This window comes from Streptomyces sp. SCSIO 75703 (assembly GCF_036607905.1).
GTDB lineage: Bacteria > Actinomycetota > Actinomycetes > Streptomycetales > Streptomycetaceae > Streptomyces.
The window spans coordinates 6633304-6647158 of sequence record NZ_CP144555.1 but is presented as its reverse complement, the minus strand read 5'-3'; the positions used below and the strand labels follow the sequence as shown (position 1 = coordinate 6647158).

The following is a 13855-nucleotide window of genomic DNA, read 5'->3' as shown; positions in this document are numbered from 1 at the left end:
CCCGCTTCGGTCATGTTCGGCTTGGCTGAAAGGGACCCTACTGCCTCGCGGGGCCCTTGTGACCAGCCTCAGGTCACGGTTTCGCGTGCTGCGCGCACCGTGACGGAGGGCCGGGCCGGGACCGGTGGCGCTTTCCGCGCATCGGGCGGCGCGCGGGAGCGCGAGGGGCGCGTCCCACGTGCCGCGCTCCTCCTGCCGCGCTCGGGCAGACGGGCGAGGGGAGGGGCGGCGCCCCCCATATACCGCACGGACGTTCGACGAATGGGGGAGCGGAAGGGCGCGCGTACGCCCCGGGGTGGCTCCGTTGTGCGCACGGCGCACCACCGTGGGCGGCCGTCCGTGACTTGCCGCCTCCCGGGTGTGGCCGCAGCATGGACTTCATTCCGGCGGGAGACGGCCGGCAGCGACCGACTCGCCCGCTCGCGGCCCTCGACGACGGAGGACCCGAATGGCCCGGTACTTCGAGAACAGCAGTGACGCACTCGTGTCCGACGCCCTTGAGGGCTTCGCTCTGGTCCATGACGACCTGATCACGTTCGATCCGCAGCACGGCTTCCTCCTCGCCCGCCACACGGCCCCCTCCCGGCGGGTCGCGCTGGTCTCCGGAGGCGGAGCCGGGCACGAGCCCATGCACGCCGGCTACGTGGGGCGCGGCATGCTCGACGCGGCCTGTCCCGGTCGGGTGTTCGCCTCGCCGCACAACCGCCAGGTCTACGAGGGGTCGCTGGCCGCGGCCCGGCCCGAGGGCGTGCTGCACATCGTGAAGAACTACACCGGCGACCGCATCAACTTCGGCATAGCGGCCGAACGCCTGGCCCGCTGTGACATCCCCTGTGCCCGCGTCCTGATCAACGACGACCTGGCCTCGGACGCGGACGGCATCGCGTCCGGCCGGCGCGGCACGGGCGGCACCGTCCTGATCGAGAAACTGCTCGGCGCCGCCGCCGACGACGGGCTGGGCCTGGCCGAACTGCAGGAACTGGGCGACCGCCTCTCCGCCCGCTGCCGCACCCTGGCCGTGGCCTCCGCCGCCCATACCGCGCCGACCCTGGGCGAACCCGCCTTCCACCTCGACGCCGACGAGATCGAGTACGGCGTCGGCATCCACGGCGAACGCGCCAGCGCCACCGCCCGCCAGGGCCCCCTCGACGCGCTGATCGACCGCATGTCGGAGGAGCTGATCACCGCGCTCGCCCCGGAGCCGGGGAGCACCCTGCTGACCCTCGTGAACGGGCTCGGGGCGGTGACGCCCCTGGAGCTGTACGCCATCCACCGCGAGTTCGCCCGGGTGCTCGGCCGGCACGGCCTCTCCCCCGCCCGCACCCTGGTCGGCGACTACGTGACCGCCTTGGACATGCGCGGCTTCTCCCTCACCCTGCTCGTCGCCGACCCCTCGGACCTCCCCTTCTACGACGCGCCCGTGCACACCGCCGCGCTGCGCTGGTGAACCCGCCCGCGACCGCTCGCCGGCCCCGGCCACCGACCTTCGGGAGCCCCCTCATGACCAGCACGCTTCCCGCCGTCTTCTCCGGCGAACTGTGGATACGCCGCTTCGCCGACTCCGCCCGTGCCACCGAGCCCCAGCTCACCTCCCTCGACCAGCGGGTCGGCGACGGCGACTTCGGCACCAACCTCGCCCTCGGCACCTCGGCGGCCCTCGCCCGCCTGGACGCCCTCACCCGACCGGACGACGCCGCCGCCCTGGACGCCGCCGCGGCGGCCTTCCTCGACGAGGTCGGCGGCACCAGCGGCCCCCTGTTCGGGCTGCTCCTCCAGTCGCTGGCCGCCACCGTGGCGCCCTCCGGCGCCACCGCGGCGTCCCTCGCGGAGGGCGTCGCCGACGGACTCGCCGCCATACGGCGCGTCGGCGACGCCGCCCCGGGTGACAAGACGCTGGTGGACGCCCTCACCCCGGCCGCCGAGGCACTCCACTCGGCCTCCGGTTCCTCCCGGCCCGAGCAGGCCCTGGCCGATGCGGCCCGCGCGGCGTGGCAGGGGGTGCGCGCGACCGCCCGGCTGCGGGCGAGCATGGGCCGTTCCAGCTACCTCGGGGAACGCGCCGAGGGCATCCCGGACCCCGGCGCGGTCGGTGTCGCGCTGCTCTTCGCCTCCGCCGCCGACGTCGTGCGGGACCTCGGCCCCCACCTCGACGGCGACCGCTCCGGCTAGCGGACACGGGAGCCCGCGACGCTACGGCGCCGGAGGCGGCACCCGGTCGCGGGCCCATGTCAGGATCTGCTCGGAGTGCAGCGCGCTCACCCACAGGTCGGCCTGTTCGGCGTCCGCCCGGTCCGTGAGCGGGCCGACCCCGAGCACCCGCAGCCCGGCCCGCCGTGCCGATTCGACGCCGGTGAGGGAGTCCTCGACGGCGAGGGCGGCCTCGGGGGGCACCCCGCAGAGCCGGGCCGCCGTCGCGTAGACGTCCGGCCACGGTTTGGGGCGTACGACGGGTGCGCCGGCGGTGCCGTCGGGCCGGGCGGCGGTGCCGTCCGGGGTGCCGGGGTCCTCGGAGGGGACGACGACGTGCAGGAAGTGGCGGCGCAGTCCGGCCCGGCCGAGGCTCTCCTCGACCACTTCCAGGGGGCAGTTGCTCGCCACGGCGAGCGGTACCCGGCCGGAGAGGGTCCGGACGAACTCGACCGCGCCCGGCATGGTCAGCGGCTCCTCGGCGACGAGCGCGAGGAAGTGGCGCAGCAGCGCCTCCGTCAGCTCGGGCGCCAGGTCGGGCTTGTGCGTCTCCTCGGCCATCATCCGCCCGCAGTCGGCGTAGTGGACGCCCTTGGCCCGGTGCGCGAAGCCCTGCGGGGGCTGGAGGCCGAACTGACGGAACGCCCGGTTGCGCGCGTCCTGCCAGTGGCGCTCGCTGTCCATCAGGGTGCCGTCGCAGTCGAAGACGACGGCCTCGGGTGACCAGTCGAGAAGGGGGTGTGCCGTTGTGGACACGGTGGCCTCCTGGAAGAACGGGCGGTCGCGCCCGTGGCGGGACCGCGGTTCGGGGTGGTGCGGCTTCTCGTGCCGGACACGCCAGGACCGTCACCGTCCTCGCCGGCGCCCGCTCGGCAGAACCGCCTACATTTCGGGCTTTAAGCCGCAAATGGAAAACATTGCAATGGCTACGTTATTTCCGCTGCGCAGCGTGAGGCAATCACTACTTAGAGTGCTCGACCGCCGACGGCGCGGGGTGTATGGGGGTGGCCGGCGGCCACCGGGCCCCCCGTTACTGATGGGACGTCACCTCAGTCCTGCGGGCGGCAAGTTGAGGCATATTCGCCGGGCACACCTCGCGGGTTCCGGCGTGACGTGAATCCGACGGACGACAGGCAAGAAGGGCGCCGGAAGGGGCCAATGGCCACCCGCACGCGTTCATATTCGAAAGAAATGCGTAATTACCGCGCGGGCGGGGGTACTTATCGCTCCCGGCGTACGCGGGCGCACTACATTTCCGTCGTCACATCAGAGCCGAACGAAGGCGGACGGACGGTGCAGGCACGGGCCAGAGCAACCCGCAGATCACTCCTGGAAGCGGCGGCCTGCCTCTTCGCCGAACAGGGGTACGCGGGCACCAGCGTCAACGACATAAGCGCCCGGTCCGGCCGGACCAGCGGCTCCGTCTACTTCCACTACGCCAGCAAGGAGGGCATCGCACGCGCCGTGGTCCAGGACGGCTTCGCCACCTGGCCCGGCCTCACCGACCGGTACACGGACCACGCCGTGCCACCGCTCGAACGGCTCGTCGCCCTCAGCTACGAGATCGCCCAGGCCCTCGCCGAGGACCCCCTCACCCGGGCGGGCGCCCGCCTGTGGGCCGAGCGCGACAGCATCAACGCCCCGCTGCCGGACCCGTTCGTCGTGTGGACCGCGGCCGTCACCCGCCTCCTGGCGCAGGCGCGGGCCACCGGCCAACTCGCCTCCCACGTCCGCCCCTCGGCCGCGGCGCGCACGCTGGTCCGCGCCTTCTTCGGCTTCTGCACCCTCACCGAGTCCCTGGAGGGCCCGCACCGTCTCGCCGAACGGCTCTGCGACTGGTGGCACCTGACCCTGCCGTCGCTCCAGAGCGACCCGCGCGCGGGCCAGCGGGCCCCGGCCGGCACCCCGCACCAGGTGGTCCGCTCCCGCCCGGCCGACGCCGCCGGCCCCCGCAACCGCAGACCCCCGGGCACACGGAACGTCGGCCACCAGCGCACCAACATCCAGGGCCTGCCGTGAGCCGTGCCCGACACGGGGCACCTTGGGGCAGCGCCACCCGGAAGCCGCCTCGCCCCACCCGCGCCGGGCGGTGATCCGGTCCCGCGGTCGTCTCGCCCCCGCGCGCTCACGACGGTCGCGGGCCCCGTAGCGCCGGCGCGCCGCCGCGGGAGCCCCGGCCGCGGACCAGGGGCAGGAAGACCTCGTCGACGATCTCGGCGAGGACGGCGTCGGGCACGGTGGGGGCCCCGAGCATCACGTACTCGTCCCGCAGCAGCGCCATGGGCACCTGCGCCACCCGCGGGTGCAGCGCCTCGGGCGCGACGTCTCCGCGGGCGACCGCCCGGCCGAGCAGGGTCAGCCAGGCCGCCTCGTGGGCGCTCTTCGCCGCCGGGTCGCGCAGTTCGGCCAGGAGTTCCGGGGTGCTGCCGGCCGCCGCGATCAGGCCGCGCAGGATCTCCCCGTACGGCGAGGACCACGTGCTGTTGGCGCGCCGCAGCATCTCCAGGGTGTCGCCGCGCAGCGAGCCGGTGTCCGGCGGCACGGTCTCGGCCGCGGCCAGCCGTCGGTACGCCGCCACGCCGAGCGCGACGCGGTGGGGCCAGCGCCGGTACAGCGCGTTCTTGTTCGTCCCGGCCCGCCGGGCCACCTCGTCCATCGTCAGGCCCGGGACGCCGGACTCCTTCAGCACCTCGGCGGCCGCTCGCAGGATGGCCTCCTCCAGCTCGGCCCCGCGTCGCCGCGTGGCCCGGGTCCGCCGCCGTTCCCTCCCGGTGTGCGCCACCGCCCTTCCCCTTTCGCCGCACGTACGTGAACTACGGTACGCACCGTACTCTTCGACGTCCCACGCGTCTCATTCCAGGCACCTCCACGGTACGTTGAGCATCCCTTACGGTACGGGACGTACCGTATATTGCGAGGAGGGCATCCGCCGTGCGCATCTTCGGCATCACGTACGACACCGGTTTCACCACCGCGGGAACCACGACCCGCGAACCCTTCGACCCCGCCGTCGTCCGCCGCGAAATGCAGATCATCCGCGACGAGCTGGGCTGTGACGCCGTGCGGGTCACGGGCGGTGACCTCGACCGGCTCGAGACGGCCGCGCGCCACGCGGCCGAAGCCCGACTGGAGGTCTGGTACTCGCCGTTCACCAACGGCCTCACCACCGCAGAACTCCTCGACTTCCTCACCGACAGCGCCGAACGCGCCGAGCGGCTGCGGCGTGCGGGCGCCGAGGTCGTCTTCCTCACCGGCTCGGAGATCTCCCTCTTCACCGTCGGCATGCTCCCCGGCGACACGTTCGCGGAACGCGCCGCCGTCCTCGCCGACCCGCAGCGGCTGCGGGCGGCGCTGCCCGGCCTCCCCGCCCGGGTCAACGCCTTCCTGGGCACCGCGGTCGCCGCGGTGCGCGCCCGGTTCGGCGGACGCGTCGGGTACGCCTCGCTCCCGTTCGAGGGCGTCGACTGGGCACCGTTCGACATCGTCGCCACCGACGCCGGCTACCGCGACGCGCGGACCGCCGGCCGGCTCGCCGACGGCCTGCGGGCACTGACCGCGCACGGCAAGCCGGCCGCCGTCACCGAGTTCGGCTGCACCACCTACCTCGGGGCCGCCGACGCCGGTGGCCGGGGGGACGCCGTCATCGCGTGGGACGACCGCGCCCGTCCGGTGCGGTTCACCCGCCCCGTGACCCGTGACGAGCAGGAACAAGCCGACTACCTGCGGGAACTCATCGGCGTCCTCGACGAGTCCGCCGTCGACGCGGCCTTCGTCAACACCTTCGCCCGCTACGACCTCCCGCACGCGGCCGACGACGAGCGCGACTTCGACAAGGCGTCCTTCGGCGTGGTCAAGGTCCTCGACGGCGGCCGTGGCGGCACCGCCTACCCGAGCCTGCCCTGGGAGCCCAAAGCCGCCTTCCACACGCTCGCGCAGTACGGCCGCGGCCGGATCCGGACGGGTTCCGGCCCGGCCGCGGCGGGATGAGGCCGGCCGCCCTCCGGGAGCCGGTCGTCACCGGCAGCGGGGCGCCGAACCGCCGCGCCACGGAGGCCGTCCGGCCATGGGGGGCCGTACCCGACTCCGGTCAGGCGCACGCCCACCGCGGCGCCCACACGTCGCCGGGTGTCCCGGGCGCCGTCGCGCGCAGGTGGTCGCGCAGTGCGGTCAGCACCGGGTGCTCGTCGCCCGTGCGGAACAGCAGGGTGTGCGGGTACACCGGTGTCGGGTCGCGCAAGGGGATGCGTCGCAGGTCGTGCGCCTCAGGCCACAGGTACCGGTCTCCGGCGCCGACGAGGGTGGCCACGGAAGCCGAGTCGGCGAGGGTGTCCATGAGGGCCTCGTCGCCGAAGTCCGGGCCGAGCGCGTCGATGCTCAGCCCGAACTCCCCGGACAGCGCCGCGTAGAACTCCGACCACTCCGTGCCGGCGCGGATCCCGGGGACCCAGACGCGGTGCCCCGCGAGGCCGGCGGGCCTGATGGCGCGAGCGTTCGCCAGCGGGTGGGCGGGGCCGACCAGGAGGTGCAAGGGGGCGTCCAGAAGCCGTTCGGTGCTGATTCCGTCGGGGACCCGGTCCGCCGCAAGCGCCCGGAAGGAGGCGTCGATCGACCCTTTCAGCACGGCCTGGGCCGCCTGGGAGGCGTTCTCCTCGCCCATGGCGACCGCGTCGAGGCCGGTCCCCGGACGGGAGCGGTAGAACCGGTAGACGGCCTGGGCCGGGGCGATGCGCCGGTTGAGGACATCGACCCGCAGGGGCCTGCTTCCCGGTCGCACGGCCTGCGCGGCCTGTTCGACGGCGGCCAGGACCTTCCTGGCGTGGGGGAGGAAGACCTGTCCGTCCAGACTCAGCCGGGAACCGCGAGAGGTCCGCACCAGGAGGGGCACTCCGAGGTGTCCCTCCAGGCACGCGATCCGCTTGGACACCGCCTGCTGGCTGATGCCCAGTTCGTCGGCCGCCGCCTGGAATTGCCCGCCGTCGGCCACTGCCACGAACGTCCGCAGCGCTTCGACATCCATACGGAGATCCTAAAGCCACAACCCATGGTTGTGGCGGGGTCTCCACAACGTTGTTTGCCTGCGACGTCAGCGCGTTGATTCACTCCCGGCGATCACACGATGGTTGTCACCGGGAGGTTGGAATGGACTTCGCGCAGAAGGTGCGGCGGGCGATCGGCATGGCCGAGCGGATCAACACGCTCCCGTACGCCCGGCAGGAGGAGATCCACAGGCGGTGGAGTGAGCTGACCGGGCGGCCGGTGGACGCGACCTTCCACCTGATCCCGCCCGTCTACACCGACCACGGGGTGAACATCCGGGTGGGCCGCAACGTCTTCGTGAACCAGGGCTGCCGCTTCAACGACGTCGGCGGCATCGAGATCGGGGACGACGTGATGCTCGGTCCGGGTGTCAGCCTGATCTCCTCGGGGCACCCCCTGGACCCGGCACGGCGGCGTACCGGGATCACCTCGGGCCCGATCCGGATCGAACGCAACGTCTGGATCGGGGCGTCCGCCGTGGTCCTGCAAGGAGTGACCGTGGGTGCCGACGCCGTGGTCGCCGCCGGCGCGGTGGTGACCCGCGACGTCCCCGCCCGGACCGTCGTCGCGGGCGTACCGGCAAAGGTGATCAAGAAGATCGGGTGAGGAGCCGAAGCACGATAGCTGTCACCGTCGGCCGCCACTGGCCTGCGGCATCCAGATAGCAAAGCACGGTGGTTGTCACCGGGTCAGCACGTTACTTGTCACCAGCAGCGCGCGAAGCAGGTGGGGTGTCACCGGCGCGCTGGGACAGCTCATTGGATCAAGTCGGTGTGCGGATGCTCGGGGGAGGTCGGGCAGACGTAGATCTGCATGTTGTCCGTGCTGCCCACCTCTACCCCCGTCGGCTGGGCGGGGTCCTGGCCCGCGTAATGGGAGCCAGCGGCGTTGGCCTGGTCTTCCCGCGGTACCCAGCCTTCGTCGCCGTCCCACTCGAAGGAAGCGATCGTCAGCAGCGGGACCATCTGTGCCTCGCACACGGCGCAGTACCGCGGGATCGGGTCGGTGCGACCCCACGGGGGCCAGCCGCCGACCTTCCAGCCGGGTGCGTTGCCCAGATGGATGGAGTAGAAGTCGCACGGATGCGCCGCGTAGGAGCTGTCCACGTCGGCGCCGCCTGCCTGCCACCTGTTCCAGTCCGCCAGCATCGCCTGAAGCTCCGGGCTCAGCTCCAGGCTGTTGGGGTACTCGGTGATCGCTTCCGGGGCCAGCAGGCACGGCTCCGGCACGTAGCCCGGAGAGTCCGCCTCGTACGGTTCCGGTGGTGTGACGAGGACGTCGCCGACCTCTGCGGCCGACCGCCAGAACAGTGCGGTCGCCGGCTTGTAGTCCGGATCGTGTTCGTACGGGCACCAGAGGATCTGGAGCAGGTCGGCCTGCCCGGGCGGCCGCAACAGGGGTACGTCGCGCAGGAACAGCTGAGCCACGGGCAGCATCGGGACCGGGCATTCCGCCGGGCCGGGAGGGCCGGCTTCGAGCCGTTCGGTGAGCCACGCGGCATTGTGCTCCTTGAGCGCCTCCTCCTCGGGTGTGAGCGTGGGAGCCGGGCCGTCAGGGCTCCACCGGGAAGACAAGATCCGGCGGAGCCGCACTTCGGTCGGCGACCGGCGGAATCCGGTGTCCACGTGCAGGTGGACGTCTTCGCAGTGCGGCCAGGGCTCGTCGGCCGGCCACAGCAACGGCCCGCCGACCGAACTGTCACTGACCGACGGCGACCCCGGACGCGGATGCAGCCGTATCGCCGGGCGCGCCAGCGGCGCGAGCTCGGGGAAGACCGCTGTCACCTCTACAGGCCGTGGCGGAGTAGTTCGTACGAAACTCATGCCGGTGATCTTGTCACCAGCTGCCGACAGCAGAGGCCAGCCCATTCGGCACCCCCGGGCAACCATGCGAACGAGGCGATCGAGGCCGATCACAACGTTGATCCGATCACGCAGCACGCCTCGTCCGGCGTTACCAGTGACCACACACTGCTTTGGTGGCGACTATCGCGCTTCGGCTCACGGGTGAGCCGGCCGGCCGCGGGGCGGTGGTGCGTGTCAGAAGGAGAAGTCGATGTAGTCGATGTCGGTGAACTCGATCTCCAGTCCCCCGGCGCGGCGGCCGTTGTCCTTGAAGCAGAGCTCCTGGATGCCTTCGGCGACGACCTCGTTGGGGGCGAGGGGCCCGACGCCCCGCTCGGCGTCGAAGAGGCGCCGGACGTAGTCGGCGGGCAGGTGCAGCGTGATGCGGCGCACGCGACCGTCGTCGGTGGTGCCGACGGGGGCGGTGGTGCCGACGGACCCGTCCGCACTTCTGTTCGACATATGCCTGAACGATGGGCCGCCCCCCCCCCTGAAGCCCGCCCCCCTTCCCGCCCGCCGGCACCCCGCGCCGTGATGCTGTGACCTAGGCAATTGCGAAAGTCTGCAATTTACTAGATGCTGTCTTTCCGGGGCTCGCAAGCCGATGCGGGCCCCGCTCTTCGGGAAGTCGAGGTGTCGTGTCGGTTCCGCTGTACCAGGCCAAGGCCGAGTTCTTCCGGATGCTGGGGCATCCCCTGCGCATACGCGTGCTGGAGCTGTTGCAGTCCGGGCCGATGCCGGTACGCGACCTCCTCGGCGCGACCGGGGTGGAGCCGTCCGCGCTCTCCCAGCAACTGGCCGTGCTGCGCCGTTCCGGCATCGTCACCTCGCGGCGGGACGGCGCGACCGTCGTGTACGCCCTGGCCGGAGGGGACGTCGCCGAACTGCTCGGCGCCGCGCGCCGCATCCTGACCGAGGTGCTCACCGGGCAGCACGCGCTGCTCGCCGAGCTCCAGGGGGAGGCCACAGCGTGACCAGGGTGTTCCTCGGTCCGCTCGTGTCCCGGCTGGCGGCACTCATGCCGGGCCGTACCGATCTGACGCAGATGCGCCGGGACCCGTGGCGGGACCTGCTGGCCGGACTCACCGTGGCCGTCGTCGCGCTGCCGCTCGCACTCGGCTTCGGCGTCTCCTCCGGGCTCGGCGCGGAGGCCGGGCTGGCGACCGCCGTGGTCGCGGGCGCCCTCGCCGCCGTGTTCGGCGGCTCGAACCTCCAGGTGTCCGGGCCGACCGGCGCGATGACGGTCGTCCTGGTGCCGATCGTGGCCCAGCACGGGCCGTCCGGGGTGCTGACGGTCGGTCTGATGGCCGGCGTCCTGCTCCTGATACCCGCCCTGCTGCGCGCCGGCGCGTACATGCGCTACGTGCCCGCGCCGGTCGTGGAGGGATTCACGCTCGGCATCGCCTGTGTGATCGGCCTCCAGCAGATCCCCAACGCCCTCGGTGTGGACACTCCGGAGGGCGACCGGGTGCTGGTGGTGGCCTGGCGCGCGCTCGCCGACTTCGCCGCGCACCCGAACTGGACGGCCGTCGCGTTCGCCGTCGGCGTCGCCGCGATCATGCTCATCGGAGCCCGGCTGCGCCCCACGGTGCCCTTCTCGATCATCGCGGTCGTCGTGGCCACGGTCGTGGCGCAGGTCGCCGGCCTGGACGCGGCCCGGCCCATCGGCGACCTGCCGTCCGGACTGCCGGCGCCGTCGCTGTCCTTCCTGGACGTGGGCGCGCTCGGCTCGCTGCTGGCCCCGGCGGTGGCGGTGGCCGCGCTCGCCGCGCTGGAGTCGCTGCTGTCGGCGTCCGTCGCCGACGGCATGACCGTCGGGCAGAAGCACGACCCCGACCGGGAGCTGTTCGGGCAGGGGCTGGCGAACATCGCCGCCCCGCTCTTCGGTGGCGTGCCCGCCACCGGCGCCATCGCCCGCACCGCCGTCAACGTCCGCACCGGCGCGCGGTCCCGGCTCGCCGCGCTCGTGCACGCCGCGGTCCTCGCGGTGATCGTCTTCACGGCGGCACCGCTGGTCTCGCGGATCCCGCTGGCCGCGCTCGCGGGCGTGCTGCTGGCGACCGCGGTCCGCATGATCGAGGTCGGCTCGTTGCGGGCGATGGCACGAGCCACCCGCGCGGACGCGCTGATCCTCGTCCTGACCGCCGTGGCCACCCTCGCGCTCGACCTGGTCCTCGCGGTGATCATCGGCCTGCTGGTGGCGGGCGCCCTGGCCCTGCGCGCGGTCGCCCGGCAGGCCCGGCTGGACCAGGTGCCGCTGGACCGCGGCGACCACGGCGACGAGGAGCACGCACTGCTCGCCGAGCACATCGTGGCCTACCGCATCGACGGCCCGCTGTTCTTCGCGGCGGCCCACCGCTTCCTGCTGGAACTGGCCGAGGTCGCCGACGTCCAGGTCGTCATCCTGCGCATGTCGCGGGTGATGACCATCGACGCCACCGGCGCGCTGGTACTGAAGGACGTGGTGGAGAAACTGAACCGGCGCGGCATCACCGTCCTCGCCTCCGGGGTCCGCCCCGGGCAGCGGCAGGTGCTCGACTCGGTCGGCGCGCTGGAACTGATGCGCCCGCTGGGCCGGGAGTACGCGACGACTCCGGAGGCGATCCGAGACGCGCGGGCCCACCTGGAACGCGCGGGCGTGCTGCCGGCGCCGGCCGGCGCGCACGGGCGGCCGCTCTTCGCCGGGCGGGCGGAGGGGGTCCGCGTCGCGGAGGAACCGGCGGAAGGGGGACTGCGGTGAGCGCGGCGTCCCCGTGGGCGGCGGGCCGGGGGCCGTGTGCCGACCCGGGCGGCGCACGGCCGGGGGCGCGATGACCGCGCTGCTCGACCTCGGTCTCCCCCACCGGCACTACCTCACGCTGCCCACCCGGCCGGGGGCGGTGCGGCTGGCCCGGGAGACGGCGGAACTGGCGCTCGCCGAGTGGGGCGTGGACGCGCACCACCCGGCGGTGGGCCCGGCCCTGCTGGTCCTCAGCGAACTGGTCGCCAACAGCGTCCGGCACGCCGCCCCGCTCTCCTCCCAGGTCACGGTCAGCTACGGGGCGGGGCCCGGCCGGCTGGCGTTCGCCGTGCACGACCTGCACCCCGGGCTCCCGCCGCTGCGGGAGGCGACCTCGGGCGGCCTGGCGACGGTGCGTGAACTCGTCCTCGGCCTGGGCGGCACGGCGGTCGTACGGCCCGACGCCGACGGCCGGGGCAAGAGCGTCGGCGTCTCGCTCCCGCTGTGACCGCGCGGCCCCGCCCGGGGGCGGCCGGACGGTGTCCGCACGCGTCCGGGGCGGGGCGCGCCGCGTGTCAGGAGCGGCCGTATCCCGTCAGGGGCGGGGTACGCAGGGCGATGACGGCCATGTCGTCGCGGCCGTCGCTCGGCCCGTTCTCCGACAGCGCCCGGCACAGCTCCTGCGGCGAGCGGCCCGCGTGGCGCGCGGCCGTGCCGGCCAGTTCGTCGAGGCCGCGGTCCAGGGACTGGCCGGGGACCTCCACCAGACCGTCGGTGTAGAGGACGACGGTGCTGTCCACCGGTACCGCCTCGCGCTGGTCGGGGCGGGGCAGCCCGGTCGCGACGCCGAGGGGCGTGCCGGGCTCGGTGTCGAGGAAGCGTGCCCGCCCGTCGGGCAGCACCAGCAGCGGCGGCGGGTGCCCGGCGCTGGACCAGTGCAGGTGCCAGGCGCCGTCGGCCGGTTCCAGCCGGGCGAGCAGGGCGGTGGCGATGGGCGCCTCGTCCCAGGCGTGCATGAGCCGGTCGAGGCGGGCGAGCGAGGAACTGGGCGGCCGGCCCCAGTCGTAGTAGAGGGCGCGCAGCATGTTGCGGATCTGGGCCATGTCCGCCGCGGCCTGGAGGTCGTGCCCGACGACGTCGCCGATCACGGCCGCGCAGGCTCCGCCGGGCAGCAGCATGGCGTCGTACCAGTCGCCGCCGAGGGCCGCGGGGAAGCTGGCCGGGCGGTAGGCGGCCCCGGCGGCGAAGGGCGTGAGGTCGGGCAGGCGGGGCAGCAGCGCCCGCTGGAACTGCTCGGCGCTCTTGCGGACCCGCTGGTAGAGGCGGGCGTTGTCGATGGCGACCGCGGCGGTGCCGGCGAGGGCGCGGATCACGCCCTCGTCGTGCCGGTCGAAGGGGCGGCCGTCGCGCCGTTCGGAGAGGTAGAGGTTGCCGTAGATCCGGCCGCGGACACTGATGGCGATGCCGAGCAGGGTGTGCATGGGAGGGTGGCCGGGCGGGAAACCGGCGGACTCCGGGTGGCGGGCGATGTCGTCGACGCGCAGCGGCTCGGGGTGGCGGATCAGGTGTCCCAGCAGGCCCCGCCCCCGGGGGAGTTCGACGCCCCCGAGGTCGCCCAGTTCGGCGGCGGTGAGGCCGAGCGGGATGAACTCGGCGAGGTAGCGGCCCTCCTCGTCGAGGACGCCGAGTGCGCCGTAGCGGGCTCCGACCAGGTCCATGGCGGTGCGCACGATGCGGCGCAGCACCGTGGCCAGCTCCAGGTCGCCCGTGATGTCCACGACCGCCTTGAGGAGTTCCTGGAGCGTGTTCTGGGCGCGGGCCAGGGCGTGCATCTGCTCGCCGATGCGGTCCAGGTCGGAGCTGAGCGGCAGGTCGAGCATCGACATGTAGGGCGTGTCGTCCGCGCCCGCCCCGTGGGGACCGTCGTCCGCGTCCGGCGGCTGCCGTCCATCCCGCTCCGTCACCGCTGCCTCGCTTCCGCCGTCCGTTTCCGGGTGCCCCGCCGGGCGCCGTGGTCAGGGCGCGGCGTCCGGGTCTCTCCGCCATCTGAACCGCGGGTCCGCCCCGC

The 13855-nt window shown here is 73.5% G+C and carries 14 protein-coding genes; 8 read left to right on the top strand and 6 right to left on the bottom strand.

All coding sequences use genetic code 11. From position 1 onward, the window contains the following. Window positions 1-448 precede the first annotated feature (448 nt). Window positions 449-1447, top strand: coding sequence for a dihydroxyacetone kinase subunit DhaK (locus tag VM636_RS29280; RefSeq protein ID WP_030419901.1), 999 nt, complete (start codon window positions 449-451; stop codon window positions 1445-1447). A 53-nt stretch (window positions 1448-1500) separates the two neighbouring features. Then, the gene (dhaL, locus tag VM636_RS29275) at window positions 1501-2169 is read left to right on the top strand and encodes a dihydroxyacetone kinase subunit DhaL (protein WP_030419902.1); all 669 of its coding nucleotides are present in this window, start codon (window positions 1501-1503) and stop codon (window positions 2167-2169) included. A 21-nt stretch (window positions 2170-2190) separates the two neighbouring features. On the opposite strand, the gene VM636_RS29270 is transcribed toward dhaL, so the two are convergent. After that, the gene (locus tag VM636_RS29270; RefSeq protein ID WP_030419903.1) at window positions 2191-2943 is read right to left on the bottom strand and encodes an HAD family phosphatase; all 753 of its coding nucleotides are present in this window, start codon (window positions 2941-2943) and stop codon (window positions 2191-2193) included. A gap of 537 nt (window positions 2944-3480) precedes the next feature. Between VM636_RS29270 and VM636_RS29265 the strand changes: the two genes are divergently transcribed. Beyond that, the gene (locus VM636_RS29265; RefSeq protein WP_051821288.1) at window positions 3481-4206 is read left to right on the top strand and encodes a ScbR family autoregulator-binding transcription factor; all 726 of its coding nucleotides are present in this window, start codon (window positions 3481-3483) and stop codon (window positions 4204-4206) included. A gap of 106 nt (window positions 4207-4312) precedes the next feature. On the opposite strand, the gene VM636_RS29260 is transcribed toward VM636_RS29265, so the two are convergent. Further along, a complete protein-coding gene (locus VM636_RS29260; RefSeq protein WP_030419905.1) occupies window positions 4313-4969 on the bottom strand; it encodes a TetR/AcrR family transcriptional regulator in 657 nt (218 codons plus the stop codon). Between the two features lie 149 nt (window positions 4970-5118). Between VM636_RS29260 and VM636_RS29255 the strand changes: the two genes are divergently transcribed. Continuing rightward, window positions 5119-6174: a hypothetical protein gene (locus VM636_RS29255; RefSeq protein WP_030419906.1), complete on the top strand. Its 1056-nt coding sequence runs from the start codon at window positions 5119-5121 to the stop codon at window positions 6172-6174. Window positions 6175-6274: 100 nt separating this feature from the next. Here VM636_RS29255 and VM636_RS29250 read toward each other — a convergent pair whose 3' ends face one another. Then, entirely contained in the window at window positions 6275-7204 is a 930-nt protein-coding gene (locus VM636_RS29250) for a LysR family transcriptional regulator (RefSeq protein WP_338486108.1), read from the bottom strand. A gap of 122 nt (window positions 7205-7326) precedes the next feature. Here VM636_RS29250 and VM636_RS29245 point away from each other — a divergent pair, with 122 nt between their 5' ends. After that, a complete protein-coding gene (locus VM636_RS29245) occupies window positions 7327-7830 on the top strand; it encodes a DapH/DapD/GlmU-related protein (protein WP_030419908.1) in 504 nt (167 codons plus the stop codon). 149 nt (window positions 7831-7979) lie between these two features. Here the strand turns inward: VM636_RS29245 and VM636_RS29240 are convergent, their stop codons facing one another. Both VM636_RS29240 and VM636_RS29235 read right to left on the bottom strand, forming a co-directional pair. Further along, a complete protein-coding gene (locus VM636_RS29240; protein ID WP_338486484.1) occupies window positions 7980-9047 on the bottom strand; it encodes a hypothetical protein in 1068 nt (355 codons plus the stop codon). Between the two features lie 216 nt (window positions 9048-9263). Further along, a complete protein-coding gene (locus tag VM636_RS29235) occupies window positions 9264-9530 on the bottom strand; it encodes a hypothetical protein (RefSeq protein WP_338486105.1) in 267 nt (88 codons plus the stop codon). A 176-nt stretch (window positions 9531-9706) separates the two neighbouring features. On the opposite strand from VM636_RS29235, the gene VM636_RS29230 reads away from it, so the two are divergent. The 3 genes from VM636_RS29230 (at window position 9707) to VM636_RS29220 (ending at window position 12295) form a co-directional block, all read left to right on the top strand. After that, entirely contained in the window at window positions 9707-10042 is a 336-nt protein-coding gene (locus VM636_RS29230; protein WP_030419911.1) for a metalloregulator ArsR/SmtB family transcription factor, read from the top strand. A 44-nt stretch (window positions 10043-10086) separates the two neighbouring features. After that, window positions 10087-11808 (top strand): SulP family inorganic anion transporter, encoded by a 1722-nt coding sequence (locus tag VM636_RS29225; RefSeq protein WP_051821295.1) that lies wholly within the window; start codon window positions 10087-10089, stop codon window positions 11806-11808. Window positions 11809-11878: 70 nt separating this feature from the next. Then, window positions 11879-12295 carry an ATP-binding protein gene (locus VM636_RS29220; RefSeq protein ID WP_030419913.1) on the top strand — a complete coding sequence of 139 codons (417 nt, stop codon included), beginning with the start codon at window positions 11879-11881 and terminating at the stop codon, window positions 12293-12295. A gap of 67 nt (window positions 12296-12362) precedes the next feature. On the opposite strand, the gene VM636_RS29215 is transcribed toward VM636_RS29220, so the two are convergent. Continuing rightward, window positions 12363-13673 carry a GAF domain-containing SpoIIE family protein phosphatase gene (locus tag VM636_RS29215; protein WP_051821296.1) on the bottom strand — a complete coding sequence of 437 codons (1311 nt, stop codon included), beginning with the start codon at window positions 13671-13673 and terminating at the stop codon, window positions 12363-12365. Between the last annotated feature and the right edge of the window lie 182 nt (window positions 13674-13855).

What these genes read in the sequence shown, in the direction of transcription:
- VM636_RS29220 (WP_030419913.1), top strand. Translation starts at nt 11,879, where the DNA reads ATGACCGCGCTGCTCGACCTCGGTCTCCCCCACCGGCACTACCTCACG.
- VM636_RS29225 (WP_051821295.1), top strand. Translation starts at nt 10,087, where the DNA reads ATGCCGGGCCGTACCGATCTGACGCAGATGCGCCGGGACCCGTGGCGG.
- VM636_RS29240 (WP_338486484.1), bottom strand. Translation starts at nt 9,047, where the DNA reads ATGAGTTTCGTACGAACTACTCCGCCACGGCCTGTAGAGGTGACAGCG.
- VM636_RS29235 (WP_338486105.1), bottom strand. Translation starts at nt 9,530, where the DNA reads ATGTCGAACAGAAGTGCGGACGGGTCCGTCGGCACCACCGCCCCCGTC.
- VM636_RS29280 (WP_030419901.1), top strand. Translation starts at nt 449, where the DNA reads ATGGCCCGGTACTTCGAGAACAGCAGTGACGCACTCGTGTCCGACGCC.
- VM636_RS29245 (WP_030419908.1), top strand. Translation starts at nt 7,327, where the DNA reads ATGGACTTCGCGCAGAAGGTGCGGCGGGCGATCGGCATGGCCGAGCGG.
- VM636_RS29250 (WP_338486108.1), bottom strand. Translation starts at nt 7,204, where the DNA reads ATGGATGTCGAAGCGCTGCGGACGTTCGTGGCAGTGGCCGACGGCGGG.
- dhaL (WP_030419902.1), top strand. Translation starts at nt 1,501, where the DNA reads ATGACCAGCACGCTTCCCGCCGTCTTCTCCGGCGAACTGTGGATACGC.
- VM636_RS29215 (WP_051821296.1), bottom strand. Translation starts at nt 13,673, where the DNA reads ATGTCGATGCTCGACCTGCCGCTCAGCTCCGACCTGGACCGCATCGGC.